The organism is Microbacterium sp. ZW T6_19 (assembly GCF_044987465.1).
In the GTDB taxonomy this organism is placed as follows: Bacteria; Actinomycetota; Actinomycetes; order Actinomycetales; family Microbacteriaceae; genus Microbacterium; species Microbacterium natoriense_A.
In genome coordinates, this window is sequence record NZ_JBJDRH010000001.1 from 276,566 (window position 1) to 302,063 (window position 25,498).

26 protein-coding genes are annotated in these 25,498 nt (G+C 68.2%); 9 read left to right on the top strand and 17 right to left on the bottom strand.

Translation table 11 applies throughout. The features are described from left to right. Positions 1-150: 150 nt before the first annotated feature. The 10 genes from ACI3KT_RS01085 to ACI3KT_RS01130 all read right to left on the bottom strand — a co-directional run bounded on the left by ACI3KT_RS01085 (position 151) and on the right by ACI3KT_RS01130 (position 8,828). A complete protein-coding gene (locus tag ACI3KT_RS01085) occupies positions 151-606 on the bottom strand; it encodes a hypothetical protein (RefSeq protein WP_404901964.1) in 456 nt (151 codons plus the stop codon). Continuing rightward, positions 594-980: a hypothetical protein gene (locus ACI3KT_RS01090; protein WP_307298920.1), complete on the bottom strand. Its 387-nt coding sequence runs from the start codon at positions 978-980 to the stop codon at positions 594-596. Before ACI3KT_RS01090 ends, ACI3KT_RS01085 begins: the two co-directional genes overlap by 13 nt. Positions 981-1,373: 393 nt before the next feature. Next, on the bottom strand, positions 1,374-2,588 hold the full coding sequence (locus ACI3KT_RS01095) for a hypothetical protein (protein WP_404901966.1): 1,215 nt from the start codon (positions 2,586-2,588) through the stop codon (positions 1,374-1,376). Positions 2,589-3,186: 598 nt separating this feature from the next. Further along, positions 3,187-3,630, bottom strand: a complete 444-nt coding sequence (locus tag ACI3KT_RS01100) for a VOC family protein (protein ID WP_404901968.1) — start codon at positions 3,628-3,630, stop codon at positions 3,187-3,189. A gap of 126 nt (positions 3,631-3,756) precedes the next feature. After that, entirely contained in the window at positions 3,757-4,074 is a 318-nt protein-coding gene (locus ACI3KT_RS01105) for an NIPSNAP family protein (protein ID WP_307298897.1), read from the bottom strand. A 46-nt stretch (positions 4,075-4,120) separates the two neighbouring features. Next, complete coding sequence (locus ACI3KT_RS01110; protein ID WP_404901971.1) at positions 4,121-4,972, bottom strand: siderophore-interacting protein; 852 nt, start codon at positions 4,970-4,972, stop codon at positions 4,121-4,123. Beyond that, the gene (locus tag ACI3KT_RS01115) at positions 4,969-5,796 is read right to left on the bottom strand and encodes an ABC transporter ATP-binding protein (protein WP_404901972.1); all 828 of its coding nucleotides are present in this window, start codon (positions 5,794-5,796) and stop codon (positions 4,969-4,971) included. The genes ACI3KT_RS01110 and ACI3KT_RS01115 overlap by 4 nt, the downstream gene beginning before the upstream one ends. Then, complete coding sequence (locus ACI3KT_RS01120) at positions 5,789-6,838, bottom strand: FecCD family ABC transporter permease (RefSeq protein ID WP_404901975.1); 1,050 nt, start codon at positions 6,836-6,838, stop codon at positions 5,789-5,791. Before ACI3KT_RS01120 ends, ACI3KT_RS01115 begins: the two co-directional genes overlap by 8 nt. 14 nt (positions 6,839-6,852) lie before the next feature. Continuing rightward, positions 6,853-7,896: a FecCD family ABC transporter permease gene (locus tag ACI3KT_RS01125; RefSeq protein ID WP_404901978.1), complete on the bottom strand. Its 1,044-nt coding sequence runs from the start codon at positions 7,894-7,896 to the stop codon at positions 6,853-6,855. Then, positions 7,893-8,828, bottom strand: a complete 936-nt coding sequence (locus tag ACI3KT_RS01130; protein ID WP_404901980.1) for an ABC transporter substrate-binding protein — start codon at positions 8,826-8,828, stop codon at positions 7,893-7,895. Before ACI3KT_RS01130 ends, ACI3KT_RS01125 begins: the two co-directional genes overlap by 4 nt. Positions 8,829-9,034: 206 nt before the next feature. On the opposite strand from ACI3KT_RS01130, the gene ACI3KT_RS01135 reads away from it, so the two are divergent. Beyond that, positions 9,035-10,042 carry an alpha/beta fold hydrolase gene (locus ACI3KT_RS01135; protein WP_404901981.1) on the top strand — a complete coding sequence of 336 codons (1,008 nt, stop codon included), beginning with the start codon at positions 9,035-9,037 and terminating at the stop codon, positions 10,040-10,042. Here the strand turns inward: ACI3KT_RS01135 and ACI3KT_RS01140 are convergent, their stop codons facing one another. Beyond that, on the bottom strand, positions 10,043-10,597 hold the full coding sequence (locus tag ACI3KT_RS01140; protein ID WP_404901983.1) for a hypothetical protein: 555 nt from the start codon (positions 10,595-10,597) through the stop codon (positions 10,043-10,045). 109 nt (positions 10,598-10,706) lie between these two features. Here ACI3KT_RS01140 and ACI3KT_RS01145 point away from each other — a divergent pair, with 109 nt between their 5' ends. Beyond that, on the top strand, positions 10,707-11,300 hold the full coding sequence (locus ACI3KT_RS01145) for a TetR/AcrR family transcriptional regulator (protein WP_292909537.1): 594 nt from the start codon (positions 10,707-10,709) through the stop codon (positions 11,298-11,300). Beyond that, on the top strand, positions 11,297-12,136 hold the full coding sequence (locus ACI3KT_RS01150) for a hypothetical protein (protein ID WP_404901984.1): 840 nt from the start codon (positions 11,297-11,299) through the stop codon (positions 12,134-12,136). Before ACI3KT_RS01145 ends, ACI3KT_RS01150 begins: the two co-directional genes overlap by 4 nt. On the opposite strand, the gene ACI3KT_RS01155 is transcribed toward ACI3KT_RS01150, so the two are convergent. Next, the gene (locus tag ACI3KT_RS01155; protein ID WP_404901986.1) at positions 12,105-12,431 is read right to left on the bottom strand and encodes a hypothetical protein; all 327 of its coding nucleotides are present in this window, start codon (positions 12,429-12,431) and stop codon (positions 12,105-12,107) included. The genes ACI3KT_RS01150 and ACI3KT_RS01155 overlap by 32 nt on opposite strands. Before the next feature lie 226 nt (positions 12,432-12,657). Here ACI3KT_RS01155 and ACI3KT_RS01160 point away from each other — a divergent pair, with 226 nt between their 5' ends. Continuing rightward, positions 12,658-13,980: a flavin monoamine oxidase family protein gene (locus tag ACI3KT_RS01160; protein WP_404901988.1), complete on the top strand. Its 1,323-nt coding sequence runs from the start codon at positions 12,658-12,660 to the stop codon at positions 13,978-13,980. A gap of 6 nt (positions 13,981-13,986) precedes the next feature. On the opposite strand, the gene ACI3KT_RS01165 is transcribed toward ACI3KT_RS01160, so the two are convergent. Continuing rightward, complete coding sequence (locus ACI3KT_RS01165; protein WP_307298868.1) at positions 13,987-14,535, bottom strand: hypothetical protein; 549 nt, start codon at positions 14,533-14,535, stop codon at positions 13,987-13,989. 190 nt (positions 14,536-14,725) lie between these two features. On the opposite strand from ACI3KT_RS01165, the gene ACI3KT_RS01170 reads away from it, so the two are divergent. The 3 genes from ACI3KT_RS01170 to ACI3KT_RS01180 are packed head-to-tail and all read left to right on the top strand — an operon-like array spanning position 14,726 to position 20,959. Continuing rightward, entirely contained in the window at positions 14,726-15,631 is a 906-nt protein-coding gene (locus ACI3KT_RS01170) for a hypothetical protein (RefSeq protein WP_404901989.1), read from the top strand. 31 nt (positions 15,632-15,662) lie between these two features. After that, a complete protein-coding gene (locus ACI3KT_RS01175) occupies positions 15,663-19,586 on the top strand; it encodes a Pls/PosA family non-ribosomal peptide synthetase (RefSeq protein ID WP_404901991.1) in 3,924 nt (1,307 codons plus the stop codon). Continuing rightward, positions 19,583-20,959, top strand: coding sequence for a M1 family metallopeptidase (locus tag ACI3KT_RS01180; protein WP_404901994.1), 1,377 nt, complete (start codon positions 19,583-19,585; stop codon positions 20,957-20,959). Before ACI3KT_RS01175 ends, ACI3KT_RS01180 begins: the two co-directional genes overlap by 4 nt. Here the strand turns inward: ACI3KT_RS01180 and ACI3KT_RS01185 are convergent. Then, positions 20,901-21,464 (bottom strand): hypothetical protein, encoded by a 564-nt coding sequence (locus ACI3KT_RS01185; protein WP_404901997.1) that lies wholly within the window; start codon positions 21,462-21,464, stop codon positions 20,901-20,903. The genes ACI3KT_RS01180 and ACI3KT_RS01185 overlap by 59 nt on opposite strands. An 18-nt stretch (positions 21,465-21,482) precedes the next feature. Between ACI3KT_RS01185 and ACI3KT_RS01190 the strand changes: the two genes are divergently transcribed. Then, positions 21,483-22,793 (top strand): hypothetical protein, encoded by a 1,311-nt coding sequence (locus ACI3KT_RS01190; protein ID WP_404902000.1) that lies wholly within the window; start codon positions 21,483-21,485, stop codon positions 22,791-22,793. On the opposite strand, the gene ACI3KT_RS01195 is transcribed toward ACI3KT_RS01190, so the two are convergent. From ACI3KT_RS01195 to ACI3KT_RS01205, 3 genes are read right to left on the bottom strand one after another with little or no spacing between them, the layout of a single operon-like run. Beyond that, positions 22,677-23,168 (bottom strand): hypothetical protein, encoded by a 492-nt coding sequence (locus ACI3KT_RS01195; protein ID WP_307298854.1) that lies wholly within the window; start codon positions 23,166-23,168, stop codon positions 22,677-22,679. The two genes, ACI3KT_RS01190 and ACI3KT_RS01195, sit on opposite strands and share 117 nt — an antisense overlap. After that, a complete protein-coding gene (locus ACI3KT_RS01200; RefSeq protein ID WP_292909558.1) occupies positions 23,165-23,722 on the bottom strand; it encodes a hypothetical protein in 558 nt (185 codons plus the stop codon). Before ACI3KT_RS01200 ends, ACI3KT_RS01195 begins: the two co-directional genes overlap by 4 nt. Then, positions 23,719-24,381 carry a hypothetical protein gene (locus ACI3KT_RS01205; RefSeq protein WP_404902002.1) on the bottom strand — a complete coding sequence of 221 codons (663 nt, stop codon included), beginning with the start codon at positions 24,379-24,381 and terminating at the stop codon, positions 23,719-23,721. The genes ACI3KT_RS01200 and ACI3KT_RS01205 overlap by 4 nt, the downstream gene beginning before the upstream one ends. Positions 24,382-24,456: 75 nt before the next feature. Here ACI3KT_RS01205 and ACI3KT_RS01210 point away from each other — a divergent pair, with 75 nt between their 5' ends. Continuing rightward, positions 24,457-25,359, top strand: a complete 903-nt coding sequence (locus ACI3KT_RS01210) for a hypothetical protein (protein ID WP_307298850.1) — start codon at positions 24,457-24,459, stop codon at positions 25,357-25,359. Positions 25,360-25,498 lie beyond the last annotated feature (139 nt).

Genomic DNA, 25,498 nt, shown 5'->3' on the forward strand with positions numbered 1-25,498 from the left:
CATCGTCGAAGAGACCGGCGTACGTGTCGAGAGCCGCGATCCCGGCGGAGCAGTTGTCATCTATCCGAGCGGAACAAGACCCCCACCCTTCGACGGGGTGGGGGTCGTTGTTCTATTCCGCGCGGACGGCACTACTTCATGGTCTCATCCCTACCCATCTGTGATGGCGGTGACCGCGAGCGACCACATATTCGTAGAGTCAGAGCTGGCCTTCACGGTGACCTGTTCGACGTACCTCACATCGATCAGGTTGCGCGTGCCCGGATCGTCAGGATCGGTCAAGCAGTCTTGGTCAAACTCAGCAGCTCCCACGACCTCAACATGGACACTTCCCTCACCAAAACACCGAACGTACACGCCCACGCGATCATTTGCTCGATCGAACGGACCAACCTCTGCCGTCCCGCGCCCAGAATCGATCTTCTCGATCAACGCCTCTTGGTCGGGATACGACGCTAACAATTCGGTAGGTGTTGTCTCCGTCGAGGCGGACCCGCTGGACGGAATCGGCGATGGACCGACTCCGCTCTCGGCGGTGCACCCTGTCGCCGTTATCAGCACCACAACGAGGGCGCTGATGACGGCGGCGGGCTTCAACTGATCCACGTGTTCCAACCGACACGGTACGGGGCCCACACGTTCGATGCCGAGCTTCCACCTGATGTGCAGTTGTTCAGGTAGTAAACCTCTTTTCCTGTCACGTAGGCCCTCCATACGCCGTAGTCGCCGTTTCCGGTCTTGCCTGCCGGAACAGTGATTGTGATCGAGTTGCCCACAGTGGCGGTGATGCTCGCTTGCGCGCTGATGCCGAACGTCGCGCCGAGCGTAACGAGCTTGACGCTTCCGGAGACGTTCGAGCTGCCCGAGTATGTGACCGATACCGTTCCGGAAACCGAGTTCGTCAACGTCATCGAGGCGCTACTACCGGTCCCGTTGTAGTTCGAGTACGTGGGACCGACCTTGATCAGCGAGTTGCTCACCCGCGTGACCGCCTGATACCTCCACCCTGCTGTACAGCGAGCTGATGAGTCTTCGGCCGTGGCTGAATCGCCCGGTGCCGACGATTCCGCCGATGCCGCCGTAGGTGCCATTCCCCCGAGAAGCACCAACGCGAGAGCGAGCGCCGACGCGCCCGATGCCTTAATCTTGTTCTTCAACTTTCTCTCCGATCGTCATGGGCGCCGTCGCCCATGGCGGTCATCTTGTCAGAGAACCGCCAGCCTTCGCTGTCCCCTCTTCTACCTACAGACAGGGCTGGCACACATCGATAGGTCGAGAGGTTTCGGGCGTTGCCTGGTGATTTGCCGATTGGGGCCCGCGGAGTCGAAGCCCCCGCCCGCGAATGGGGCGGGGGCACTTCTCAGTTCTTGCCCTTACGAGAGTTTGACGCCCTTCGAATTGGAGTACGCGCCGATCCATCCGGCGTTCAGCGGCCCCGACTTGATCAGGACGGAGCCGCCACTGACGACGGCGACGCGACTCCCGGCGAGGTCGAAATCGGATACGCCGGGACCCGTCAGGTCAGCCCAGCTGGCCCAGAGGTTGCCCTCCTTCACTGTGACGATTCCCTCCGGTGTGAGCACGGCGACACGCGTACCTTCGAGTTCGACGCGGCTGCCGTTGCGCATGGTGACCCATGAGGCGTATAGGTCGCCTTCCTTCACAAAGGCAGTCCCCCCAGAAATGACGCCAACCCTGTTGCCGTCGAGGTCGAAATCAGTCATACCGCCGCCCTGGTCGACCCAGCTCGCCCAGAGGTTGCCCTCTTTCACGAAGAGGTGTCCGCCTTTGAGGACGCCCAGGCGACCGCCGTCGGCGTCGATCTTGTCTACGCCGCTGAGCTGGGTGGTCCATGCCGTGGAGTAGAGGCCGTCCTTGGCGATCACGGTGCCGTCGGTCTTGAGGACCACGAAGCGTTCGCCGTCGACTTCGACGTCCTTCGCTCCTCCTGCCAGCCCTACCCAGCCGCTGTCGAAGGCTCCCTGTTGCACCCAGACGTTGCCTGCGGTGTCGACGGCTGCGGTGGTGGTGCCGTCGACGTCGAGCGCCACGATGTCGGTGCGGAGATTCACGATGGGCTGGTACATGCCAGTCTTTGCTTGCAGCGTACCGTCGGTCGCGATGCTGAACGAACGGTCGAGGTCCTCGATGGGGACGGAGATGGGTCCGCCGCGGTATTCGAAGTGGTTGTGGTTGCACCCGTCCTTGAACTGCACCCATCCGGAGGGCACGGTGACGTTCCGGCCGCCGCAACCGATCTGCCCGAGGCCGGCCGGTGCGGGAAGCGCAGAGAACATCGCGTTGATCAGAGCAAGATCTTGAGGGGTGCTACCGGTCGCGGTAACGCCGTTGACCCTGTTGATGTCGACAGCGTGACCGCCGCCGTCGCGGTAGTGGTAACTAGCCGTTCCTGTACCGACTTGCTCGTTGGTGCAGTAGCGGTTCAGTGACGAGATGCTGATGGAGAAGTTCTTGTCTACGACGACGGTCTTCAGCGCTTTAAGGATCGCGGCGTCGATGAGGCACTCGCGGCCGGTTGACGGGTTGACGCGCATTGCTCCGTTCGCATAAGCCTGGATCTGCGCCATCGTCTCGCTGGTTCCCGACAGGCGGCCGCTGTTCACAAGTTGTTGTGCGAGGGCTTGCGTTCCCGGCTCGATCGCAGTCGCGGATGCTGCAGTGGCAGGTATGAGTACTCCCGCAAGGACGACTGCGGCTGCCGCGGCGGTAGCCGTAAGACGACGGGCGAATGATGGTCCTGGACGCTTGGTCCCTATCAGTGAGTTCACAGGCACACCCTATTGACGCAACGCTCCTCCGCGCTGTCCCCTCTTCTACCTACAGACAGCATCGAAACAGGTCGATATGTTGAGAGGTTTTGTCGTCATCCGGAAGTGTCGTGGATCGTGACGGCGTTGCCCCATATCCAGCACTTGTAAGTCTTGCCGTCCGCGTGGAACTCGGTTTCCGCGGTGACACCCAAGTAGTTGCGCGGCAACAGGGCTCATGGCTGAGGCTGATCCAGGGTGATCCTAGTGATCCAGAACCCGCATGATTCCGGCTTATAGTAAAGCCGTCGCTCGGTTCCAAAGGTCATGCGGGTTCAAATCCCACCGTCACCGCCATGGAAACCCCCGAGAGATCGTGGGTTTCTTCGTGTTCGGCGTGCGTCGGCTCGCCGGACGTCTAGCGCCAGGGCATGTGCTGAAGGCACCAGGTGTTGCCGTCGGGATCCGCGAAGAACGCGTAGAGCACTCCGCCGAGGTCCTCGACCTCGCGGATCTCGACGCCGCGTTCGACGAGTCGAGCGCGAGAAGCCTCGATGTCGGCGACCACCAGATGCAGGCCGCGCAGTGTTCCGGCGGGCATGTCGAGCGTCGGAAGGCCCTCGGCGAGCGTGATCGAGCACGCGGAGCCGGGCGGAGTGAGCTGCACGATTCGGACACCGGGCTTCGGATTGACGTCGACGTCGAGACGGAACCCGAGCTGGTCCTGGTAGAAGGCCTTGGCCCGTTCGATGTCGGTGACCGGCACCGGCACGAGCTCCAGCAACAGCGCACCGGGCGGCACGGGCGGGTTGCCTGGATCGTTCGGGATCTCGCTGGCGGGGGAGGAGGTCGTGTCGGTCATGGGGACATCTTCCTTCGCCGGCCGCCGAAGTTCCAGCCCCCGACGGTCCATGCGTAGAATCAGCGCCCCCTGCTCGCGCAGCCCATGCTCGCGCGGCCAGCTCGATCGCGATGGTGTCGGTGAGCCTCAGTCCGCGTCTGCTGAGAAGACCGGGCTGAGGAAGCGGCGCTCGTAGCGGCGGATGCACTGTGTTCTGCGCGCCAGTTCGAAAGCCTCCACGCATTCGGGGTCGGTCTTCGACGCTGTGCGGTAGATCTCGTACGCTGCCAAGGAGGGGAACGTGAACAGCGCGAATGCTTCGTCGCTGTCGCCTTCGCTCGGCATGAAATACCCGTGGTGGGTTCCTCCGTGCTTCGCCACAAGCCGGATCCACGCGCGGCCGTACTCGGTGAAGACGTCGAGCTTGTCGGGGTCGATCTCGTAGCGCAGGTGAACGGTGATCATGTCCTTCATCTTCTCAGAGCGCGGAGATCGCGATGACAGATGCTGCTCACCCCACCAGGGGGCCGCCCCGCTTCCAATAGCCGAGAAACGACACATGTTCCTTCTCGATTCCGAGATCGGCGGTGAGGTACCGGCGGATCGTCGTCGTCGTGCCGGATTCCCCGGCGATCCATGCATAGAAGGCGGCGTCGGAGCGGGCGCCCTCGCCGTGTTCGGCGCCCCATGCTCGCACCGCTCGCTCGATCGCCGCGGAGTCGCCGCTGTCGCGTCGCACTCGTTGCACTCGTGCGGCGAGCGGTGCCGCTGCTGAGACGAGGTCATCTGCGGCATCCGCGCATTCGATGATGACGTCGGCGCGCACATCGGGTGCCAGCGAACGGAGGATGCCGAGCAGGGCCGGGAAAGCCGTCTCGTCAGCGATGAGCAGGAACCTCCGCGCGTCGCCCGGCTGCCAGTGCAGGCCGTATCCGGTCCACCCCATGCGTGCGTCCGGTCCGGTCACCACGAGGCGATCGCCGGGAACGGCCGTGGCGGCCCATGTGGATGCGGGACCGGCCGGGTCGTGCAGGAAGAAGTCGACGTCGATCTCGCCCTCGTCCGCCCTGATGGCCGCCGGTGTGTACGTGCGGAGCACATTCCGCTGCTCTTCAGGAAGACTGCGCCATCGGGAGTACCAATCGGACGGATGCGGGGTCGGCTCTTCGAGCAGCCCGAAGTCGGCGATGCCGCCACCAGGGAGCGGCAGCACGACTTTGATCCGCTGGTCCGTGCCCCAGTCGGCGAAATTCACGAGGCTCGAACCGGCCAGCGTGAGCCGGACGAAGTGCGGGCTGAGCATCCGGCGGGCGCGCACCTCGACAGGGAACGCGCTGTAGGCCCACGGGCGCTCCGCAGTCACGATCGCGACCTCGCCGGGGCGGAACCGCGCAGCGGCACCACGAGCGGTCCACCGGTCACCGGATCGGGGATCACGACGTTCGCGAGGCCGAAGACCTCGTGCACCCGTTCGCTGGTGATCACGTCCCCAGGCGTCCCCTCGGCAACGATGTGCCCGTCGCGCATCGCGATGATGTGGCTCGCGTATCGCGCGGCGTGGTTGAGGTCGTGCAGCACGGCGACGAGCGTGCGCCCCTCGGCGTTGAGCTGGGCGAACAGCTCCATGAGCTCCACCTGGTGCGCGACGTCGAGGAAGGTGGTGGGTTCGTCGAGCAGCAGCAGATCGGTGTCCTGCGCGAGCACCATCGCCACCCACACGCGCTGGCGCTGACCACCGGAGAGCGCATCGACGGGCCGGGCAGCGAGGTCGGTGGTGCCGGTCGCGTCCAGAGCGCGCCGGACCGCCTGCTCGTCGGCATCCGACCACTGGCGCAGCAGATTCTGATGCGGATAGCGGCCACGCGCCACCAGATCGGCGACCGTGATGCCGTCGGGCGCCGTCGCGCTCTGCGGCAGCAGGCCGAGTCGGCGGGCGACCTCCTTCGCCGGATACGAACTGATCGTCTGTCCGTCGAGCACGACGCGTCCGTTCGAGGGAGCGAGCAGTCTGGACAGCCCGCGCAGCAGCGTGGATTTGCCGCAGGCGTTCGGGCCGATGATCACGGTGAATCCGCCGGTAGGCACAGTCACCGACAGGTCGCGGACGACCTCGGCGCGGTCGTATGACAGAGTGATCCCCTCGGCGGACAGCCGAGAGGTCGACGTGTGTGGCGGTGTCTCAGGCACGGCGGCGGATCTCCAGGATGATCATGAGGATGAGATAGGCGCCGCCGACCGAAACGGTCACGACGCCGACGGGCAGGGCGACAGGCAGCACATGCTGTGCGACGAGATCTGCTCCGAGCAGCAGCACGCCCCCGAGCAGCCCGGAGAGCACGAGCGAGAGGTGTGGAGTCCGAGCGGTGAGGCGGGCGATCTGCGGTGCGGCGAGCGAGACGAAGGCGACCGGACCCACTACCGTCGTGGCCGCTGCGATGAGCACGACTCCGGTGAGCAGTGCGGTCGCACGGATCGCGGTGGGCCTTGCGCCGGTCGAGGCGGCCATGTCGTCGCCGAGCCCGAGTTGACGCAGTCGCGGCACGAGCATGAGCGCGATGACGACGAACGGCAGCGCACACAGGAGCGCCCCTACGAGCGGACCCGCCGTGACGCCGTTCAAGGAGCCGGTTCCCCAGGCCGAGGCGAACATCGCCGTCTCCAGCTCGATCTGCAGCAGCATCCAGGTGTTCAGCGAGGCGAGGACGGCCGAGACGCCGATGCCGACCACGATGAGCCGGAAGCCCTGGATGCCGCCTCGCGCGGAGAGGATCCAGATGAGCGCAGCCGTCGCGAACCCTCCGAGGAGGGAGCCGGCGGTCAGGGTCGGCCAGCTCCCCGAGAAGAGCACCAGCGCGAGCAGCATCCCCGTGAATGCGCCGTTCGATAGCCCGAGGATGTCGGGGCTGGCGAGCGGGTTGCGCGTCACGGTCTGGAACAGCGCGCCGGCGACGCCGAGCAGCGCGCCGATCGTGATCGCGGCGATCGACCGGGCGAGCCGCCAGTCGATCACGACCGTGCGGTCCATGGCGCCGCCGCCGCCCATGAGGGTCCGCACGACCTCGAGCGGTGAGAGAGGATACGTGCCGAGGCCCAGCGACAGCACGCCGAGCACGCCCAGCGCGACGACAGCCGCGAGTCCGACGACGATGCTGCGCAGGCGCACTGGCATGCGCAGCGGACCGCAGCGCAGCAGCACACGACGGTAACCCGCATCGGCTGTCGATTTCATCGGCGACGGCACCCTCACAGTGCGCTCGCGGAGCGACGACGAGCCAGGAGGATCAGTACGGGCGCGCCGATGAAGGCCGCCACGATCCCGACCGGCACCTCTGCCGGGGCGATGATGATGCGGCCGAGAACATCGGCGAGCAAAAGGATGACGGGAGCCAACACTGCAGAGAGCGGGACGATCCTTCGCTGGTCGACGCCGAACGTCCAGCGGATCACGTGCGGCACCATCAGTCCTATGAACGAGATCGGGCCGGCGAGAGCGGTGGCGGCACCCGCGAGGAGTGTGACGGCGATGACGACGCCGATGCGGATGCCGACGACGTTCGCGCCCTGCGCGCGCGCGACGTCTTCGCCGAGGCCGACCGCGTTCAGGCCGGGCGCGAGGGTGAGGGCGAGGACGAGGCCCGTCACCACGAACGGGAGCACCGGCAGGATCACGTCGTAGCCGCGTCCGAGCAGCGACCCCGCGTTCCAGCTGCGCATCGATTCGAAGGCGTCCGGATCGCTGAGAGAGAGGCCGGTGGTGATGCCCGACAGCACGGCGCCGAGCGCGACCCCGGCCAGGGTGAGCCTCAGAGGGTCGGCGGAGCCCCGCCCGGATGACCCGATCAGATAGACCGCGATCGTGACGACCAGCGCCCCGAGGAAGGCGAGCCACACGAACTGCGACGCGTCGCGCAGTCCGAGGACGCTCACTCCGAGGGCGACTGCGAGCGCGGCGCCGGCGTTCACGCCGAGAATCCCCGGATCGGCGAGCGGGTTGCGTGTGAAGGCCTGGATGAGCGCGCCTGCCACGCCGAGGGCGGCGCCGGCCACGAGGCCGGTGACGGTGCGGGGTATGCGCAGATCGAAGAGGATGTAGTCGGTCTCGGCGGTGCCCTGGCCGCGCAGTGTGGTCGACACGGCTTCCAAAGAGAGAGGATTGGCGCCGACGGAGAGCGAGAGCACGACGGCCAGCGCGAGCGCGGCGAGGAGGATGAACATCCCCCCGGCCGCACGCGCGCCGCGTCGAGGAAGCCGCGTCGGTGGCGCCGCGGTGTCGGAGCGAGAGGTCAACGGCTCGTTTCGAGGAAGGACTCGATGTCGTCGAGCACGGCCTGCGCGCCCTTGGGTCCGACCCCGGAGACCCAGTAGCTCGTGTCGACGAGGGTCACCGACGGAAAGGCGCCGGCGTTCTGGGTGATCGCCGCGGGGATCGCCGACTCGTCGTCGACGTCGGCCACCGTGATGAACACGTGGTCGGCCTGCGCGGACAGGATGTTCTCGGGCGAGATGTCAGCCTGCAGACCGTCGGCCCAGTTCTGCTCCGGGATCGTGAAGCCGGCGCACTCGAGCAGGCTGCCCGAGAACGACACGGGTCCGTACAGGCTGAGGGTCGTCTCATCACGGGGACGGATCAACTGGGCCGTCTCACCCCCGACCTCGTACTCGTCGGCGAGCGACACGCAGCGGTCGTCGACAGCGGACAGCAGATCGGCGACTTCGTCCTCGCGGTTGAGCGCGTCGCCGATGAGCAGCGCGTTGTCGCGCCACGGATCGGCCTGCGTCGCGATGAAGACCGTCGGAGCGATCGATGCGAGTTGGTCGTACAGCTCGGAATGCCGCGCCTCGGTGCCGAGGATCAGATCGGGCTTGAGAGCGGCGATCGCCTCGAGATCGGGCTCGGGGACGGTGCCTACGGCTTCGACTCCGTCTGCGCCCAGGTACTCCGGCGCCCCCGTCACATTGCTCGCGACGGCCGCGCCGACCGGCACGATGCCGACCGCGACGGCAGTGTCGAGTTCGAGCGGCTCCAGAGTCACCACTCGCTGAGGGTCGTCGGGGACAGCCGTCGTTCCCCGCGCGTGCTCGACGTCGTGCGTGCCGGTGGACTCGGGCGCGGCATCCTCTTCGGCGGGAGAATCGACAGCACAACCGGACAGCAGGAGCAGAGCGCAAGCCGAAGCGGCGAGGAGCGCACTGGAGCGGCGGCGGGCATGTGAGGGCATGACGGATCGTCTTTCTGAAGGGGATACGGGAAAGTATGGGGAACCTTGGTAAGGCAACCCTAACAGGCGTCGGGAGAGCTCGCCGTCCGGCATGGGCCCGGAGTCATCCGGCTTCCGGAGGGCGGCGTGGCGGACATGCGTGACTTCGGCAGTCTGCCGAAGTTCCCGCAGAGATCCGGATCCACTGTCCTTCTAAGCTGGCTCCCATGAGTGACGAGACCGGCCGAGCGGTGATCGCGGATCTGTGCCGCATCCCCAATCCCGACGCGATCGACCGCACGGAATTCGTGGAACTCGGGAGTGTGTCGCAGTTCGTCTCGATCCGCGGCCGACGCGCGACCAATCCGGTGCTCATCGTGTGCCACGGTGGGCCGGCTCTTCCCTCGTTGCCCTCGTCCTGGATCTGGCAACGAGCGGTCGAGGACTACTTCACCGTCGTCAACTACGACCAGCGCGCCAGCGGCAAGTCCGCGGCACGGGCAGGCGGCGAGATCGATCTGAGCATCGACAGGTACGTGGACGATCTCATCGAACTGATCGCCTGGGTGCAGAACGAGCTCGGCGTGAGAAAGGTGGGCGTTCTTGGCCACAGCTGGGGGACGATCATCGGTCTCCTTGTCGCCGAGCGGCGACCCGACCTGCTCTGGGGCTACGTCGGAGTCGGGCAGGTGATCTCCGGCGTGGAGAACGAGGCGGAGAGTTTCCAGTTCGCTGTTCGCAGTGCGACTGCGGATCGGAATGCGGAAGCCGTTGCGGAACTGCAGGCGCTCGGCGAGTATCCGGGAGCCCAGCCGCTGACGACGGAGCGAATCGTGACCTGCAGGAGATGGGCGCAGCACTACGGAGGGCTGTCTGCCTATCGATCCGACTCCGCGTACTTCATGGAATCGCAGGACCTTTCGCCGTACTACACGGACGAGGACCTGGGTCTGATCGGCGTCGGACAGCAGGTGACCATGCCGCAGGTCCTCCCCGCGTTGCTGTCCTTCGACGCCCGGGAGCGCACCGCGTTCGAGGTTCCCCTGCTGCAGTTCCTCGGCCGCCACGACTGGACGACTCCGACGGCTCCGGTGACGCGCTGGTTCGAGCGAGTGACCGCGCCGTCGAAGGACGTCGTCTGGTTCGAGGACTCGGCGCACCTGTGCATGTTCGAAGAGCCGGGGAAGTTCGTGGTGAGTCTCGTGAACCTGGCACTGCCGCACGCTGTGGCTTGATCACGCCGCCTTCTTCAGTCTCACGCTCAGCACGACAGCGGAGACGAGGAAGAAGATCGCGCCGACGGCGGCATAGCCGGCGACGCCGATGATCATGCTGCTGCCCTGCAGGCCCTGGAACAGGAACCCGGCTCCGGCGAGCAGGGAGATGCCGCCGGAGAGCATCTGCGCGATCTGGCCGCCGTTGCGACGGTTGTGGATCGCGGTGATCAGCTGAGGGGCGCCGGAGACGATCGCCCACGCGCCCCACACCGCGAGGGCGGCGGAGAGCGAGATCGACGAGGTGACGCCCAGCGCGATCGTGACGATGATGCTGACGGCGACACCGATCCACTCGGGAGTCTTCGAGCGCTGGCGATCGGGGTTCGAGCGCAGCTGCCACAGCACGGCGCCCGCGTCGAACAGCGGATAGACGATCAGAAGGATCGTGAGAAGCGCGTTCGGCTCGGTCGTCTTCGCGGAGGTGGCGAACATGATGACCACCCAGATGATCGCGAAGGCGAAGCGGACGAAGTAGAGGGAGCGAAGCGAGCGGGTGAACGAGTGGTCGGCCATGGTGTCTTCCTGTCTGGATCGTGGGTAGAGTTACTAGTTCGTCTACTGAGATGACGGTAGACTATTTCGTATACCTGCGCAAGCCGCGCGACTCGATTCGGAGGCAGTCATGCAGTCGGAAACACCGTCCACGACGCGCACCGGCATGCGCGAGCGGATCCTGGAAGCCACGAACGGCGTGTTCTACGCCCACGGCATCCGTGCGACCAGCGCCGACCGCATCATCGAGCAGGTGGGCATCACCAAGGTGACCTTCTACCGCCATTTCCCGAGCAAGAGCGATCTCGTGGTCGCCTACCTCGAAGTCCAGGCCGCGAGGGAGCAGGCCTGGTTTACCGGTGTGCGGGTCGCGGGCGATCCCCGTGCGTCCCTGCGCGCGATCGCCGAGGGAATCGGAGCGGCCAGCTGCAGTCCCGGCTTCCGCGGCTGCGCGTTCATCAACGCGGCGGCCGAGTTCTCCGACCCTGACGATCCGGTGAGAGGGGTCGTCGCCAGGCACCGACGGTGGATGCTCGACGAGTTCACCAGCATCGCCGCAGAAGCAGGTGTCGAAGACGCGGAGGCCGCGGGCCGGCGCCTCATGATGCTCCGCGACGGGGCCATGGTCAACGGCTACCTGGGCGATGCGGCATCCGTCGCCGACGCGCTCTGGCCGTCGTTCGGCGCCGTGCTCGCGACGGCCTCGAAGCGTCGAGAGGCATGAGCGAGTCCGGCGCGGTCGGCGGCAGACGCCCCGGCCGGACGCTCCTCGTCGGATGCGGATCGCTTGGCACGCAGCTGGGACTCCGGCTGGTCGCCGAGGGCAACGAGGTCATCGCGCTGCGCCGGACGACCGAGGGGCTCCCGGCCGAGTTCGCCGTGATCACCGACGACCTGAGCGTTCCGCGCCCGCGGGAGCTTCCCGGCTGCGATTCGGTGGTGATCACTCTTCCTCCGGGCGCCGGTTTCTATCGAGCATCCCTCACCGCGCTCGCCGAGGCGTTGCCCGAGCGTCCCTCCCGTTTCGTCTTCGTGTCGTCGACGCGTGTCCTCGAGGGCTCCGCCGGCGAGACGCCCCTCACAGAGGAGACCGGGCCCCACCCCACCAGCCCGCGGGCGCGCGAGCTGCGGGACGGCGAGCTGGTGGCCACCGAGCTCCTCGGAGCGTGCATCGTCCGTCCCGCGGGCATCTACGGGCCAGGGCGCGAGTCGCTGATCCGCAAGGTGCGCGAGCAGGCACCCGTCGACTACTCCCGCCGCACGAATCGCGTGCACCAGGACGACCTGGTGAGCTTCCTGCACATGATGCTGACCGCCGAGTCTCCGCCCGCTCTGGTGCACGCGGTCGACCGGGCGCCGGTGCCGCTCGGCGAGGTCGTGACCTTCATCGCGGAGCAGCTCGGAGTCGCGCCTCCTCCGCACCTGGTTCCGGAGACCGGCGGGGGAACGGTTCTCGACGGAAGCCTGATGCACGGGCTGGTCGGCGCGCTGGAGTTCCCCTCGTTCCGAGAGGGCTACGAGCGGATGCTCAGCGGAAGTCCCCGTCCGCAGACTCGATGATCTCGCGCATGACGTCGCGGGTGATCTGCTCGCGCCCGCCGTCGGCCCACTCGTGCACGACGAACGCCGCGCCGATCTCGTCGAGGTAGGCGGCGGTCTTCTCGAGGCGAGGCACGACGTCGATGTGGTCGTTGCCGAACAGCGCCGCGGTGTAGACCGGCTCGCCGGCGCGGATCGAGTTCCGCAGTTCGATCGTGGAGCGTCCGGTGATGCGGTAGAGCGCCTTGAGCACCTCGCCCGGGAAGTCCGGGTTGCCGGCGATCGTGAGCGACAGTGCGTTCTCGGGAGCGGTCATGACTCCATCTCACCATGAGCAGGCTCCCGCCCGTCCCGTCTGCAGGCCGAGATCCCTTCCGCATGCCGAGAACGGCGATCCGAGCATGCAGACGGATTCTGAGCATGCGGACGGCACGCGGACGGCATGCGGACGGCGCAGTGACGACCCAGGAACGGCACCGGGCTGGACGATCGCCGCCGCCGCATCCAGACTGAGAGGGCACGTGACCCGGTGGAAGGAACCCATGAAGAACGCGGACGTGATCGTCGTCGGGGCGGGAGTCGCGGGGCTCACTGCCGCACGGCTGCTGCAGGAGCAGGGGCTGACCGTGATCGTGCTCGAGGCACGTGATCGCGTCGGTGGACGCGTGCACACGATGCGCGACGGGCGGGTGACCGACCTCGGCGCCTCCTGGATCCACGGCATCACCGACAGCTCTGTCGCGGCCGCCGCCGAGGCGTTCGGCATGCCGACCGTCGAGTTCACGGTCGGCGGCTTTCAACCCGACAGCCGGCCGATCGCCTACTACGGCCCCGAGGGCACCAGGCTCTCGGATGCCGAGGCCGCCCGCTTCGCCGCCGACATCCACGAGGTCGACGCCGCCCTGGCCATGGTGGTCGCGTCCTCGGTGCCGGACGCCTCGTACCGCGAGGTCACGGAGGCGGCTCTCGAGGGCATGCGCTGGGATGCCGAGCGCACGCAGCGCGTGCGCGAATACCTCGAGCATCGCGCCGAGGAGCAGTACGGCGTGTGGATCGAGGATCTCGCGGCGCACGGGCTCGACGACGATTCGATCGACGGCGACGAAGTCGTCTTCCCGAACGGGTACGACGAACTGCCGACGCACCTGGCAGACGGCCTCGACGTCCGCCTCGGCCACGTCGTCACGCGCGTCGAGTGGAGCGACGGAGTGCGGGTGAGCACGGCACGGCAGGATCTCACAGCGGATGCCGTAGTGCTCACGCTGCCCGTCGGGGTGCTGAAGTCCGGCGACGTGGAGATCGTGCCGTCGTTGCCTCGGATCAACGCCGATGCGCTGGCTCGCCTCGAGATGAACGCCTTCGAGAAGGTGATTCTTCGTTTCCCGGTGAGGTTCTGGGACGAAGACGTGTACGCGATCCGACAGCAGGGCCCCGCTGGGCGCTTGTGGCACTCCTGGTACGACCTCACTCCGCTGCACGATGAGCCCGCGCTGCTCACCTTCGCCGCGGGTCCCGCCGCCCGCGGCATCCGCGATCTGGATGACGCCCAGGTCGCCGATGCGGTGATGGCGCCGCTGCGGCGACTGTTCGGCGGCGACATCCCTGCGCCCGTCAGCGTGCACCGCACCGCCTGGCAGGACGACCCTTTCGCCCACGGCTCCTACGCCTACATGACCGTGGGGTCGACGACCGCGGATCACGACGATCTCGCGACTCCGATCGGCGGCATCCTGCACATCGCCGGCGAGGCGACCTGGACCGATGATCCTGCGACCGTCCCCGCGGCGATGCTGTCGGGGCATCGCGCGGCCGAGCGGATCATCGGGCGGGAGATCCTGATCGCGAGCCTGTGGTCGCAGGTCTGACTTTCGTCACCGCACGGTGACGACGCTCAGCTCGGTCGTCGCGGTGTCGCACATCGTCAGCTGCCACACGGCTCGCCCGTCGTCCATGACCCGCGCCATCTCGACGATCAGCGGACTCGGCCAGGTTTCACCGGACTCCTGTGCGGCGTCGTATGCGCTCTTCGTCAGGTTCTGCTCGGCTTCGGTGAGTTCGACTTCCTGCGTGGCGATGACCCCGAGCGTCTGGGCGTCGAGGAACACCTCTCGTCCGTGACTCGGGTCGTTCACCCGCTCGCCGAAGAAGTCCTCGCGCGCGTCAGGGGAGCGCACGCGCCAGGCCCATGAGTCGTCGTCCAGGTATTCCAGGCGCAGCCCGACGATCGTCCCGATGCCCTCGGTCTCACCGGGAAGGCTCTCGATGAAGTCCGACGGCCATGCGAACTGCGGCGGCGTGCAGGTGCCAGGGAAGTTCTCGCCCACCGCGCTCGGAGGACTCGGCATCGTGGAGCATCCGACCAGCGCGAGCGCCACAAGCAGGGTCGCGCCGATCCGGCCGCGACGGCTTCTTCCCCTCATCAGAATCCCCCCGACTCCGGTCTGTCACTGGCAGGCTATCGGTTCACTCCGCCGACCCCGCCGCAGGTGCTGGGGCACCGCCCTGCGTGTCACGTCGCGTCGCAGTTCTCCATCCGTTCACCGGCCCTCAGTACGATTAGCGCCCTGCGGCACCCCGATCAGTGCTGCCCGAACGGATCGTGAGGACCCCATGGCAAAGAAGACCAAAGCGCAGAAGGCTGCGGAAGCTGCGATCGATGCCGCCGCGATCGCCGCCAAGGACGCGAAGAAGCTCAGCAAGTCCCTCCCGAAGAAGGACGGCAAGAAGCTCCGCGAGCTCGTAGATGAGGCGAAAGACGCGGCCCAGCCCTCGAAGAAGAAGCTCGCCGCCAAGCCCCGCAAGGTCGAGAAGGTCGCGGTGGCCGCGACGGCGCGGCTCGAGAAGACCGCGGCGAAGCTCGGGGCCAAGGCTGCCGAGAAGAAGGCTTCCGACAAGAAGGCTGCCGACAAGAAAGCTGCCGACAAGAAGGCTGCCGAGAAGAAGGTTGCCGAGAAGAAAGCGCAGAATGCCGCGGGCAAGGCATCGGCGAAAGACAAGAGCGAGAAGACGCAGGCCTCGAAGAAGACGGATGCTGTCGCCACCGTCACCATCTCGAAGAAGTCCTCGCCCGCAGCCGTGGTCGAAACCGCACCCGCTTCGGCATCGGAGGATGCCGAAGCGGCCACTGCGGAATCCGCTCCGGCAGCGGTGGTCAGAAATGCACCGGAACCTGCCGTGGGAGATGCGGATTCGGCCACCGCCCCGAAGCGCGCCGCGGCACCCGCCCGCAGGCGAGCCGCAGCACCCGCGAAGAAGCCCGCGGCACCCGCGAAGAAGCCCGCGGCGCCGACGAAGAAGCCCTCGAACTCGGTGACGGACGCCACGACGCCGGCACGAAAGTCCCCCGCCCGCAAGCCCGCCGCGAGCACCGCACCCGCCAAAGCCACCACCTCAGCGGCATCCGCTGATCTCGCCGCCCTCTCCGTCGCCGCCCTCCGCGACCGCGCACGCGAGAGCGGACGCACCGGCTACTCCCGCCTCACCAAGGCGCAGCTGATCGTGTTGCTCTCGGCCTGAGCGTCGAGAAGAGACGGCAGACAGACCGACAGTGGCAGACGCGCAGCAGGGCTACGACCGCACCGACCTGGCCCCGGATCCCCGGACCCTCATCGACATCCTCCGCGACACCGCAGCGCGCTTCCCCGACGCCTCGGCGATCGAAGACGCGGTCGGCGCCGTCAGTTACGCCGAGCTGATCGCCCGCATCAACGTCACGGCCGCTCGCCTGCACAAGCAGGGCGTGCGCCGCGGAGACCGCGTCGGCGTGCGGATGCCGTCGGGCGAGCGCGCCCTGTACACGTCGATCCTGTCGATCCTCGCGGCCGGGGCCGCCTACGTCCCGGTCGACGCCGACGACCCGCAGGAGCGCGCCGACCTCGTGTTCGGCGAGGCGAAGGTGCGCGGCATCATCGGTGCAGGGGGCGTCTTCACGCCGTCTGACGCACAGGGGGCGAGCGACCTCTTCGCAGGCGACGCCCCGCACCCCAGCACCTCGGCCGTGCCGATCGTCGAGCCGCCCACGCCGGACGACGACGCGTGGATCATCTTCACCTCGGGGTCGACAGGCACCCCGAAGGGCGTGGCGGTCTCGCACCGATCCGCGGCGGCCTTCGTCGATGCCGAGGCGCGGCTGTTCCTGCAGGACGCACCGCTCGGTCCGGGCGACCGCGTGCTCGCAGGGCTGTCGGTCGCGTTCGACGCCTCGTGCGAGGAGATGTGGCTCGCCTGGCGTCACGGCGCCTGCCTGGTGCCGGCTCCGAGAGCCCTCGTCCGCTCGGGCGAAGACCTCGGACCGTGGCTCGTCGGCCACGGCATCACGGTCGTCTCCACAGTGCCCACGCTCGCGGCCCTCTGGCCGCAGGACACGGTCGAGAACGTGCGCCTGCTGATCTTCGGCGGCGAATCGTGTCCGCCCGAGCTCGTCGCGCGTCTGGTCGGCGAAGGGCGTGAACTGTGGAACACCTACGGGCCCACCGAGGCCACGGTCGTCGCCTGCGCCACCGTCATGCGCGGCGACGGCCCTGTGCGCATCGGCCTGCCGCTCGACGGCTGGGCGCTCGCCGTGGTCGACTCCGAAGGGCAGCTCGTGGCCGACGGCGAGACCGGCGAGCTCATCATCGGGGGAGTGGGCCTCGCCCGCTATCTCGATCCCCTCAAGGACGCCGAGAAGTACGCCCCGATGCCGACGCTGGGCTGGGAGCGCGCCTACCGCTCGGGCGACATGGTGCGCGCCGACCCCGAGGGCCTCATCTTCCAGGGCCGCGTCGACGACCAAGTCAAGATCGGCGGCCGGCGCATCGAGCTCGGTGAGGTCGAGGCCGCTCTTCAGGCGATCGACGACGTCACGGCCGCCGCAGTGGCGGTGCGCAGGACGGATGCCGGCATCGCCCTGCTCGTCGGCTACGTCGTCCCCGCCGCGGGCTTCGACCGACAGCGTGCCCGCGCGCAGCTCGCGGAGGCCCTGCCCGCGCCGCTGATCCCGCTGCTGGCCGTGGTCGACGATCTGCCGGTGCGCACCTCGGGCAAGGTCGACAAGGCGGCTCTTCCCTGGCCGCTCATCGACACCGATGCGGGCGATTCCACCCTGTCGGGCACCGCAGCCTGGCTCGCCGAGCAGTGGTTCTCGGTGCTGGGCATGCGCCCGACCGAGGAGAGTGCCGACTTCTTCCAGCTCGGCGGGGGTTCGCTCGCGGCGGCGCAGCTGGTCTCCCGCATCCGCACCCGCGCCCCCGAGTTCACGATGGCCGACGTCTACGACCTCCCGAAGCTGGCTCAGATGTCGGATGCCGTGGAGGCGGCCTCGGTCGACGAGGACGTGCACTCCTTCACCGCAGCGACGCCGACCCCCAGGCGTATGCAGTGGGTGCAGACCCTGCTCGGCATCCCGCTGTTCATCCTCTCGGGAGCCCGCTGGATCACCTGGCTGCTCACGGCGAGCTGGCTGCTGCAGCTCGTGCCCGGCTTCGACTTCCTGCCCGACGCGCCGCTCTGGACGATCGTCATCGGCCTCCTCGTGTTCACGACCCCTTTCGGGCGCATGGCGCTCTCGGCGCTCGTCGCGCGGCTGCTGCTGGCCGGCGTGCGCGGCGGCGACTACCCGCGCGGGGGCTCGGTGCATCTGCGCCTCTGGCTCGCCGAGCAGGTCTCGCACCAGGTCGATGCCGTGGGGCTCGCCGGCGCCCCCTGGGTGATCCACTATGCGCGCGCCCTGGGCGCGCGCATCGGCAGGGGCGTCGACCTGCACTCCCTGCCGCCGGTCACCGGGATGCTGCACATCGGCGACGGCGCCGCGATCGAGCCGGAGGTCGACCTCGCCGGCTACTGGATCGACGGCGACACCGTGCGCATCGGCGAGATCCGCATCGGCGCCGACGCGACGGTCGGCGCGCGCAGCACCCTCGCACCGGGCACGAAGATCGGCCGCGGCGCTGAGATCGCGCCGGGTTCCGCGGTGTTCGGACGCGTGCGCGCCCGCCAGCGCTGGGCAGGATCGCCCGCCGTGCGGGTGGGCGGCAAGAGCGTTCCGTTCGCCTCGGAGGCGCCGCCGAAGCGTCGTCGCTGGCTGTGGGCGTATGGAGCCTCGTCGGCTCTACTCGGACTCCTCCCGTTCGTCGCCTTCGCCGCAGGCGTGCTCGTGCTCGCCTCCGGCGTCCGCGGCGCCGACACCCTGAACGCGGCGATCGGCGCGTTCGCCGCGTGGCTCGTGCCGGCCGTGCTCGTCACCGGACTCGTCTTCGCCGGTGCTGTGGTGCTGTTCGTGCGGCTGCTCTCGATCGGTCTCACCGAGGGCGTGCATCCCGTGCACGGGCGCGTGGCGTGGCAGGCGTGGACGACCGAGAGGCTGCTGGATTCCGCCCGCACGCTGCTCTTCCCGATCTACTCGAGCCTGTTCACCCCGATCTGGCTGCGCATGCTGGGCGCCAAGGTCGGCCGGGAGGTCGAGGCGTCGACGGTGTTGCTGATCCCCTGCATGACGGTGATCGACGACGGCGCCTTCCTCGCCGACGACACGATGGTCGGCACGTACGAGCTCGGCGGCGGATGGATGCGCATCGCGACCGCCCGGATCGGCAAACGCGCGTTCCTGGGCAACTCCGGTCTCGCGGCAGGCGGGCACCGGGTTCCGAAGGACGGCCTGATCGCGGTGCTCTCCGTCGCCCCGGAGAAGTCCAAGCCCGGTTCGTCCTGGCTCGGGTCGCCCGCGGTGCGGCTGCGCCGGGTCGTGAACGACTCCGACCTCGAGCGCACCTATCGGCCCCGGCAGTCGCTGCGCTGGGCGCGAGGACTGTGGGAGTTCAGCCGCATCCTCCCCGTGTTCGTCACCTGTGCGCTCGGACTCGCCGTCATGCTGACGCTGGCCTGGTTCACTGAGACCTGGGGATTGGGAGCTGCGATCCTCCTGTCCGGCGGCGCGATGCTCGCGGCCGGGGCATTCGCGGCGGCCATCACCACGGCCGCGAAGTGGATCTTCGTCGGCCCGATCCGCGCCGGCGAGCATCCGCTCTGGTCGAGCTTCGTGTGGCGCACCGAGGTCGCCGACACCTTCACCGAGATGGTCGCCGCGCCCTGGTTCGCGAATGCGGCCGCCGGCACTCCGGCGCTCGTGGTGTGGCTGCGGAGCCTCGGCGCGAAGATCGGGCGGGGCGTCTGGACCGACAGCTACTGGCTTCCCGAACCCGACCTCGTGCGCCTCGGCGACGGCGCGACCGTGAACCGCGGATGTGTGGTTCAGACGCATCTGTTCCATGATCGTGTGATGAGCATCGACACGGTCACCCTGGAATCGGGCGCCACACTCGGCCCGCACTCCGTCGTGCTGCCGGCCGCGACCATCGCAGCCGACGCCACGGTGGGTCCGGCATCCCTCGTGATGCGCGGCGAGACGGTCCCCGCGGGAAGCCGCTGGAGTGGCAACCCGATCGGGCCGTGGCGGGCCGTGACCGTGCGCGCCTACCAGGCCGAAGGCGCATGAACGTCGACCCGTACACGCCGCACGCGGGTGATGCCCGCATCCGCGTCGAGCACTACGACCTCGACCTCGACTACAAGCTCTCGACCAACCGGCTGACGGCCACGGCTGTGATCGACGTGCGCATCGCGCAGGAGACCACGACCTTCAGTCTCGATCTCGTCGGCCTGCGCGCGAAGAAGGTGCGCGTCGAGGGGCTCCCGAAGGCGGGATTCAGCCAGAACGATCGCAAGCTGAAGATCGCTCTCGGCGCCCCCGTCGAAGCCGGCACGGTGCTGCAGGTCGCCGTCGACTATGCGGGCGCGCCGAAGCCGCGTCGCACCCGCTGGGGCGCGCTCGGCTGGGAGGAGCTCGAAGACGGCCTCCTGGTCGCCTCGCAGCCCACCGGGGCGCCCACCTGGTTCCCCTGCAACGACGTGCCCTACGACAAGGCCACGTACCGGATGCGCGTCACGACCGACCCCGGTTACGCGGTCGTCGGCTCGGTGCCGCCGAAGCGTTCGACGTCGAAGGGCCGGGCGGTGTGGGACTTCGACATCGCGGTGCCCACGGCGACGTATCTGATGACGCTGCAGATCGGCCAGTACGACGAAGAGCGGATGCCGCTGGGCGCCGTGGCCGGCCGGGTGTTCTTCCCGCGCGGGCTGATCGCGCGGGTCCACGCGGATCTCGAGGATCTCGCCCGGATGATGACCGTGTTCGAGGAGGCGTTCGGACCCTACCCGTTCGCGGAGTACACGGTCGTCGTCACTGCGGACGAACTCGAGATCCCGCTCGAGGCGCTGGCGTCGGCGATCTTCGGCGCGAACCACATCGACGGCGAGCACGGACTCGAACGCCTCATCGCGCACGAACTCGCGCACCAGTGGTTCGGCAACAGCGTCGGCGTGGCGCGCTGGCAGGACATCTGGCTGAACGAAGGCTTCGCCTGCTACGCCGAATGGATCTGGTCGGAGGCATCGGGAGGCCCCTCAGCCCATGCGAAAGCCCTCGCGCACCATGCGCGACTCGCAGATCTCGAACAGGACGTCGTCCTCGGAGATCCCGGCCCTGACGCGATGTTCGACGATCGGGTCTACAAGCGCGGGGCGCTGACGCTGCATGCGCTGCGGCTCACGATCGGCGACGAGGCGTTCTTCCGGGTGCTGCGCACGTGGACGGCCGAACGGGCCTACGCGACAGCGGTGACGGCCGACTTCATCGCGCTGGCATCGGCGGTGAGCGGGTCTGCGCTCGACGCGGTGTTCTCTCCATGGCTCGACCAGTCGGCGGTGCCGCCGCTGCCCGCAGGTCCCGCCGACACCGAGGCGGCCCCGATCACCGGGCCCATCCTGGGGCTCGGCGGAACCGTCCCATGGGATCGATCGCGACACTGATCAGATAGCCCTCGGGCGCAGCAGCGGTCGAAACCTCGATCGGCGCGCGACCGGCGATGTGTGCGGTCGTGCCATCGAACCGGATATCCGTCGGGGCGATGCGCAGACCGCGTCCGTCGGCCTTGACGACGGCCTCGATCATCGTCCACTCGCGCAGCGTGGGAGGTTCGCGCGGCGCGAAGAGCGCGGCGAGCTCGGTCAGGCGCGCAGCGCCGCGGTCGGCCTCGACGTCGATGCCGACGGATGCCGCGTCATCCGCTCGGGCGATCGCTCCTACGGTGAGGTCCCCGGCGTGGCTGAGGCTCAGCACCGTCGTCCCCGAGGAGGTCCGCAGGGGGCCGTGCATCGTCGAGCCGCACGTCGGGCACTCATGCGCGATCGAGTCGTCGGGGACCCCCGCATCCTCCCGCAGCCGTCGCAGCACGGCGTTGCGCGCATCCGCTCCGCTCGCCCACACGACGCGCACCCGTCCGTTCCAGACGGTGGTGGCGTCGCTCTCGGGCATGCGAGAAGCCTAGGGGAGGTGGATTTCGTGCGCGGGCGCGACTCGGCCCGGTACCGTGAAGGCATGCAGCAGGCTCTCCGCACGTTCGGCCGCATCCTGGCCGAGCACTGGCCTGCCTTGATGGCGTGGTACCTGGGCGGCGAGGTCGTCCATCGGCTCACGATCGAGGTCGCGGGCATCGTCGGCGGATACACGACCCTGGGGGGACTGCTCATCCTCCCCATCGCCGTGGCGGCCCGCCTGGTGTCGTACGTGGCGATGTACCTCACCGTGCGCCCTTCGCTCCCGCATGCCGCGACCGACGAGCGCATCAGCTACCGGGAATTCGCGCGCACCGTGTTCGTATCGATCCTCCCGTTCTTCGCGTTCTACGAAGCGTGGGGGATGCTGGATGCGGATCGCAGCGCGTTCCTGAAGATCGCCATCTACGTCGGAGTCGCCCAGTCCGGATATGGCGAGGAGGAGATCGGCGATCGAGCCGGACTGATCAGCGTCGGCGTGCTTCCGGTCACGGTGCTCCTCGTGGCGCTGGCGGTGCGGGTCGTGCTCGCGCGATTCGAAGATCGGCTGTCCGCGCCACTGCGAGTGCTCGCGACGTATGCCGAAGTGCTGTGGACCTTCATGCTGGTCACGCTGGTCGGTCAATGGTGGCGCGGCGTCAGCGAATGGCTGTCGCAGCGCACGGGCGCGAACTGGCTGCGGGATGTCGGCGACTGGTTCGCCGCCCACCTGCCGCCCGTGGCCGGTCTCTGGGAGGGCGGGAGCTGGTTCATCGGCATCGTGATCGCAGTGCTCATCGTGCCGGCGGCTTGGCTCGCGGTGGTCGGCGTCATCTACGGCACGACCTTCGACGTGCAGTCAGGGCTCGGCAGATGGAGCGACACGGCGCTTCGCGGAACCGCGCGGTCACTCGCACGCACGCTCGTCGTGCGTCTCGAGAGCCTGTGGGCCGCAGCCGCCGTGATCTGGCGCGGGGGCCCGGTGACGTTCGGGACCACCGCACTCGCCTACGCCCTCTGGATGCTGGTCGACCACGCCGGCACGCGCGGCGTGCTGCAACTGATCGGCGGGCATGACACGGACTTCTGGAAGGCCTATCTGCCTGTCATCCTCGTCGCCGTGGCCGCGGTGGTCGAACCGCTCCGGGTCGCGCTCATGGCCACGGCCTACGACGCCGTGATCGGGAGACCCGAAGCCGGACTGGACGCAGGGTCAGGGCTCGATGAGGAAACGGGTGACGGCGCGATCCTCGCCGTCGATGTCGAGGAAGAAGGGCCCCTCGGCGTCGTCGGGCACGAGGAACACAGAGATGATGTCGTAGGGCTCTGACTCGTTCATGCAGTACGCCGCGCCTGCGTCGTAGGGCACGTCTATCACGTCGTCAGCGTCGAGCCAGGTGCGCGAACCGTGCACTTCCGAAAGCGTCACACGGCCGCAGCTCGCCGAATCGGGACCGCCCGATCCTCGCATGTGGACGCTCACGACCCTGGTGCCGTCGGGGGAGGGGTACTCGTCCCAGCGGGCATCCTCGAGCGTGAGCTCCTGCCCGGCGATCTCGGTCGTGTCGTCCTCGACGACGGTGATGGTCTTCTCCTGCCGCTCGGCGATCGGCATCACATCGAGCCACAGATGCACGCCGGCCACCGCCGCGACGCAGAACATCAGCGCTGTGAGCGCGAGACGATGCGTGCGCAGCCAGGTCACGGCATCTCCTCGATCGACGGCTCAGCGATCTCGATGCTGTGTTCACGAGGCAGGTCGTCGAGGTGGAGCGGCACCACGATCACGTCATCCAGGTGCGGTGTGGAGTGAGGCGTCGACACCCGGATCTCCGCGTCTCCGGTCGTGATGTCCTCCGGCAGCTCGAACGCCACCATCCCTTCGGTGTCGGTGCCGACACGCAGGCCGACGCCGATCAGAGACGTCGACGGCCGCTCGCTCGCGATGAACTCCCGGCCGTCGACGACGAGCTTCATCAACCGTATGGCGGCGTCGACCTCGGTCTGTGTCGCAGCGGCCGACAGACTCACGACGAACCAGTTGCCATCGGCGTGCCATTCGTCGTCGACCGTGACACGATCGGCGAAGCGCGCTTCTCCGACTCGTACGATGAGGTCGCGCGAGGCTACCGGTTGATCGGCTGCTCCTCGGATGAGGAACGGGCCGTCCTGCGCCACCGGATCGGGCGTGACGGCGGCGACGGTACCGGCCGCGAGGACGAGAGCCGCGCCGGTGAGCCAGGGGAGAACCTTCTTCATCCACCCACCTCCAGGTCGATGCGGGCGACCAAGGCGCCCTGCCGCCACGTCACTGCACTCGACGCGACGACGATATTGCCGTGGCGGGGGTCGGCCTCGTGCACGTCGAGCACGATCCCGTCGGAGCCGAGGTCCGCCGTCTTCACCGTCCAAGCCACGGTGATGACAGCGGGCACCTCAGGCTGCAGGAGCGGTCGGCGTGATGACGTGACGTCGCGCCAGTACCGCGCGCTGCCGATCTCTGTCACACCGGACAGGTCGAGCATCGGAGAGGCCGTGTTCAGCAGATTCGACGAGACCTCGTCTGCGCTGCCGTCGACGCCGATCGTGCTGTCGCTGAGATTCTCGAGCCGCATCGTCACGAGGAGCAGGCTCTCGCCCTCATCAGCCTCGAGGAACTGCTCTTCCACGGCATCCGTCACCTCGACGTCGAGAACCGTGATCGAGTACGTCGGCAGGCGCACCTCCTCGCCGAGAGCCGTCGCCGCAGGTTCGTTCTCGGCGGTGTCGAACGCGCCCACGGCGATCAGCGCGGCTGCGGCGGCGGCCAGAGTGCCGACCGTGATCCAGGCGGGAAGCGCGCGACGGGAGAACACCGAGCGGAACCCGCGCGCTGCGATCGCCCGCGCGCGGTCGCGGGCGCCCCGTACATCGATCACCCGCCCAGCCTATTGGGGCCGCTCCGACATGTCATGGGCTCAGGCCGGTGGTGCCGCGGCGCATAGGATCGATCCGTGACTGACTCGACGCCGCCGCTCGGCCTCCTCCTCGACGTCGACGGCCCCATCGCCAGCCCTGTGACGCGTTCGATCGCCATCCCGAGCATCGCCGCCGACCTCGCCGCGCTCGCGAACCTCGGCGTACCGATCGCCTTCAACACGGGGCGCTCCGACGCGTTCCTCCGTGAGCAGGTCGTCCCGCCGCTGCTGACCGCGGGGCTCGACGCCGGCGTGCGGGTGTGGGGCATCTGCGAGAAGGGGGCGGTGTGGATGCGGATCACGGCCGCGGGCGCTCAGGAGGTGACCGTCGACGAGGAGCTGCGGATGCCGGCGGCCTTCGGCCGCGACGTCGAGCGGATCGTCCACGACGATTTCGCAGACCTCGTCTTCTACGACGACACGAAGCGGGCGATGGTCTCGGTCGAGCAGCGCACCGAGATCGAGAACGATGATTTCCTCGCAGGTCAGCCTGCTCTCAACCGGGCCATCGCCCAGGCGATGAGCGATCAGGGCCTCGGGTACGAGTGGGGGGAGAAGCGCGTCCCGGATGCCGACGGCCGCGTGGACTACCGGATCGATCCGACCATCATCTCCACCGACATCGAGTCGAACCGCGTGGGCAAGGATCTCGGTGCGAGCCTCATGCTCGCCTTCCTCGCGGACGAGGGCGTCCCCCTTCCGCGCGCATGGCGCACCATGGGCGACTCGCGTACCGACTACGCGATGGCCGATTGGCTGCACGAGAACGGGCACGAGGTCGTGCACGTCGACGTCCGGCCCGCAGACGGGGTGCCGGCGACCCCGTACCCCGTGCGCCAGCATCCGACGCTCATCCACGACGAAGCCGGCGCCCGCTATCTGAGTCGCTGGGTGGAGATCGCGCGAGGCGCGACGGACGACGACGCCGATCTCGTCTGATCGAGTGGCGTGAGTTGCCAGGCCGCGCCTGCGCGGGTTACAGTTCGGGTGTGTCTCTGACGTGTCGTTGTTGTCGCTGAGCGCTCCGCTCACCTTCGACTGACCCCCGACACCTGCGCGCGTCTCGAGACGCGCGCCC